Annotated in this window: 3 protein-coding genes and 1 pseudogene; all 4 read left to right on the forward strand. The window is 69.1% G+C overall.

Annotated elements, in window-relative coordinates:
- Positions 1-113: 113 nt before the first annotated feature.
- The gene (locus tag GXB81_RS30495) at positions 114-1,361 is read left to right on the forward strand and encodes a type II and III secretion system protein family protein (protein ID WP_205991155.1); all 1,248 of its coding nucleotides are present in this window, start codon (positions 114-116) and stop codon (positions 1,359-1,361) included.
- A 123-nt stretch (positions 1,362-1,484) separates the two neighbouring features.
- Positions 1,485-2,726 (forward strand): fimbrial protein, encoded by a 1,242-nt coding sequence (locus GXB81_RS30500; protein WP_205991154.1) that lies wholly within the window; start codon positions 1,485-1,487, stop codon positions 2,724-2,726.
- A 3-nt stretch (positions 2,727-2,729) separates the two neighbouring features.
- Positions 2,730-4,130, forward strand: coding sequence for a CpaF family protein (locus tag GXB81_RS30505; RefSeq protein ID WP_167040140.1), 1,401 nt, complete (start codon positions 2,730-2,732; stop codon positions 4,128-4,130).
- Positions 4,123-4,321, forward strand: a pseudogene (locus tag GXB81_RS30510) (type II secretion protein F); the annotation flags it as partial. The gene GXB81_RS30505 and the pseudogene GXB81_RS30510, both read left to right, overlap by 8 nt.

The raw sequence follows: 4,321 nt of genomic DNA on the forward strand, positions 1-4,321 counted from the left end.
AATGGGCCGGTCCGGCCAAGGAGAGGGTCAGCCCGCGGGGGGCGCGAGCGGCCCAGGCCGCTCAGCAGGCGGCTCAGGCGCCCGAGTTCGCGCCCGGCGCGGCCGGCCAGACCATCACGCTGACGGTCGGCAGCCAGCAGCAGATCGCGACGGGCCATGCGCTGCAGCGCGTGGCGATCGGCGATCCAGGCGTCGCCGACGTGCTGATCGTCAAGGGCGGCAAGAACGGCGGCGTGCTGCTGGTCGGCAAGGCCGCGGGTACGACGAGCCTGATGGTCTGGGTGCGCGAGCGCGACGCGCCGCTGCGCTACACGGTCAACGTGACGACGCCGGCCGCGGCCTCGCTGCTCGGCGCCGATACGCCGAGCGTCAAGGTGCTCGGCGGCACGGCGGTGGTGTCCGGTTCGTCGGCGACGATGGAGTCGCACCAGCGTGCCGTCGTCGCGGCCCAAGGCGCGGTCGGCAAGGACGGCGCCGTGTTCGACACGTCGACGGTGGCGAGCCGTGCGGTCGTGCAGGTCGACGTGCGGGTGGTCGAATTCAGCCGTTCGGTGCTGAAGGAAGTCGGCTTCAACTTCCTGAAGCAGAACAACGGCTTCACGTTCGGCTCGTTCGCGCCGTCGTCCCTGAGTTCGGTGACGGGCGGTGGCACCTCGCCACCCAGCGTGACGAGCACGCAGCCGATCTCGTCGGCGTTCAACCTGATCTTCAATTCGGCGACGCACGGGCTGTTCGCGAACCTGAGCCTGCTCGAAGGCAACAACCTCGCGCGCGTGCTGGCCGAGCCGACGCTCGTCGCGCTGTCCGGGCAAAGCGCGAGCTTCCTCGCCGGCGGCGAAGTGCCGGTGCCGGTGCCGCAGGCGCTCGGTACGACCTCGATCGAATACAAGCAGTACGGCGTCGGGCTCACGCTGACGCCGACCGTGCTGAGCCCGCAGCGCATCGCGCTGAAGGTGGCGCCCGAGGCGAGCCAGCTCGACTTCGCGAACGCGGTGACGATCAGCGGCGTGTCGGTACCCGCGTTCATCACGCGCCGCGCCGACACGACGGTCGAGCTCGGCGACGGCGAGAGCTTCATGATCGGCGGGCTGATCGATCGCGAGACCGCGTCGAACGTCGCGAAGGTGCCGCTGCTCGGCGATCTGCCGATTCTCGGCACGTTCTTCAAGCAGCTCAACTATCAGCAGAACGAGAAGGAACTCGTCATCATCGTGACGCCACATCTGGTTTCGCCGCTCGCGAAGGGCGCGGACTTGCCGTCGACGCCGGGCGAGCAGGCCGAGCAGCGCGACGGACCGGTGTGGCGCTCGTTGCTGGGCGGCGTCGCAGCGCGCGATGCGGTGCCGGGGTTCTCCAAGTGAAGCCGGTGTGTCGCCGCGCGGCAGGCGGCAGGGAGCAGGCGAGGTTTTCGAGCCGGCGCGTGTGCGCCGGCAGACAGTACGAGGCGGCGGCTTTAGGGTCGATGCCGCAAGAGGATGTCCAACATGAACGCGAGAACGCATTCGTTGACTGAACGGGCGATCACCGATCACTTCGTGTTCGCGTCGCTCGCCGACGAGCACGTGCACTGGCTCGCCAATACGCTCGCCGGTGCGGGCGTGATCGAGGCGGCCACGCTCGATCCGGCGCTGCTGATGCAGCGCATCGCGACGCTCAATCCGTCGCTGGTGTTCGTCGACTTTTCGTGCGGCCGCGGCGCGGCGGCGAGCGCGGCCGCGAACTCGGTGCGCGCGGCCTATCCGTCGCTGCAGATCGTTGCGCTCGGCTCGCTCGCCGAGCCCGAGAGCGCGCTCGCCGCGCTGCGCGCCGGCGTGCGCGACTTCATCGACCTGTCGGGGCCGCCCGAGGACGCGCTGCGCATCACGCGCCAGGTGCTCGACAATCTGATCGAACCGGTGAGCCGCCACGGCCGTGTTACGGCGCTGCTCGGCGCGCGCATCGGCATGGGCGTGAGCACGCTCGCCGCCAACCTCGGCGTGCTGCTGCAGCGGCGCGACGTCGCGCAGGGGCGCCAGGCCGCGCTGCTCGATCTCGGCCTGCCCGCCGCGGACGGCTCGCTGCTGCTCAACACACGCAGCGAATTCAATTTCGTCGAGGCCGTGCGCAACCTGCGCCGCTTCGACCAGACTTTCGTGCACACGGCGCTGTCGCATCACGCGAGCGGTCTCGCGCTGACCACGCTGCCGCCGAATCTCGCCGACATGCGCGAGGTCTCGTATTCGTCGTCGATCGGCTTGCTGAACCGGCTGCGCGCGTTTTTCGACCAGCAGCTCATCGACCTCGGCGGCTTCGGCAACAGCGAATTCATCGCGCAGGTCGTGCAGGCCGCCGACGAAACCTGGCTCCTGTGCGACCAGGGCGTCGCCTCGATCGTCTCGGCGGTCAGCGTGCTCGACGGCTTGCGCGAAGAGGGCCTCGACACCTCGAACGTGCAGCTCGTCGTCAACAAATTCGATGCCGACCTCGGCCTCGCCGCCGCGCAGATCGCGCAGCGCCTCGAAATTCCGCTGCTCGCGAGCTTGCCCGAGCGGCGCATCGCGCTCGGCCAGGCGGTCAACCAGGGGCATCTGCTGGTCGACGTCGCGCCGCGCGACGCCTACGTGCGCGCGCTCGAACCGCTCGTCGAGCGGCTCGGCGGCGCGCAGCACCGCGCGGCGCCGGCGCGCGGCAAGTCGGCGCTCGGCGCGCTCAGGCGCTTCATTCCCACTACTCAAAAGCGGTCATAAACGATGGCAAAAGAGATCCAGTTTGCCGACGACGCGCCTGCGTTCGCGCATAGCCAGCAGTTCCAGGACATCAAGAACGCGGCGCACGAGCATCTGCTCACGCGCATCGAGGAACTCGGCTCCGAGTTCGGCCGCTGGTCGCGTAACGCGATCAACCAGTTCGTCGATCTGGAGATGGACAGCTTCGTCAGGCTGCGCCGGATTCCGATCAACGAGAGCGAAGTGCGGCTGATTGCCGAGGCGCTGACCAAGGAACTCGCGGGCTTCGGGCCGATCGAGGACCTGCTCGCCGACCCGGCCGTGGAAGACATCCTGATCAACGGCTACAACGACGTGTACGTGTCGCGTCACGGCATCCTCACGCGCATCCAGGTGCGCTTTGCCGACAACGCGCATCTGCTGCGGATCGTGCGGCGCATTCTCGCGCCGATCGGCCGGCGTCTCGACGAATCGAACCCGATGGTCGACGCGCGTCTGCCGAACGGCGGCCGCGTGAACGTGGTGATCGAGCCGCTCTCGATCGACGGGCCGATCGTGTCGATCCGCAAGTTCCGCAAGGACCCGATGCGGCCCGACGATCTGCTCGGCAACGGCACCTATAACGCCGAGATCGGCGCGCTGCTCGAAGCCGCGGTGGCCGCGCGCTGCAACGTGCTGGTCGCGGGCGGCACGAGTTCGGGCAAGACCTCGCTGCTCAACGCGCTGGCGTTTCACATTCCCGAGCCGGAGCGCGTCGTGACCATCGAGGACACGGCCGAACTGTCGCTGAACCACCCGCACGTGGTGCGGCTCGAAAGCCGCCCGGGCGGCTTCGACGGCGCGGGCGTCGTGACGATTCGCGACCTGCTGCGCAATACGCTGCGCATGCGCCCGGACCGCATCATCGTCGGCGAAGTGCGCGGCGGCGAAGTGCTCGAAATGCTGCAGGCGATGAACACCGGCCACGACGGCTCGATGGGCACCGTGCACGCGAGCTCGCCGCGCGAGTGTCTGTACCGCCTCGAAATGCTGGCGGGCTTCGCGGGCTTCCAGGGCACCGAGTCGAGCCTGCGCCGCCAGATCGCCAACGCGATCGACTTCATCGTGCAGATCGGTCGGCTCTCCAACGGACGCCGCCGCATCCTGTCGGTCACCGAGGTCACGGGACTCTCCGACAACATCATCGCGACCCAGGAGCTGTATCGCTACGAGCCGATCGTGACGCCCGAGGGCGAGGAGCTCGACAACTGGGTGTCGCTCGGCATTCATCCGCATTCGCCGAAGCTCGCGCGCTTCCGCCAGGTGCTCGGCGGCGGCGAGCAGGCGCAGGGCTTCGGCAATGCGGGCTTCGGCGGCGGCGGTTTTGGCGGTGGCTTCGGAGGCGGCGGCAACGGCGGCGGCTTCGGCGGAGGCTTCAATGTCTAGCGCGGTACTGGTCTTCGTGGCGCTCGCGCTCGTCTGCGCGGCGCTGGCGTTGCTGCTGTGGCAGCGCGGCACGCAACGCAAAGGCCAGGTGAGCGTCGAACGTTATATCGACAGCCGCATGGCGTCGGCGGCGATGCCGGCCGGCGCGGCGGCGGGTGGTATGGGAGGCGCCGCCGGCGGCAGCGGCGCGC

The sequence above is a fragment of the Paraburkholderia sp. Ac-20336 genome (genome assembly GCF_017105025.1).
In the GTDB taxonomy this organism is placed as follows: domain Bacteria; phylum Pseudomonadota; class Gammaproteobacteria; order Burkholderiales; family Burkholderiaceae; genus Paraburkholderia.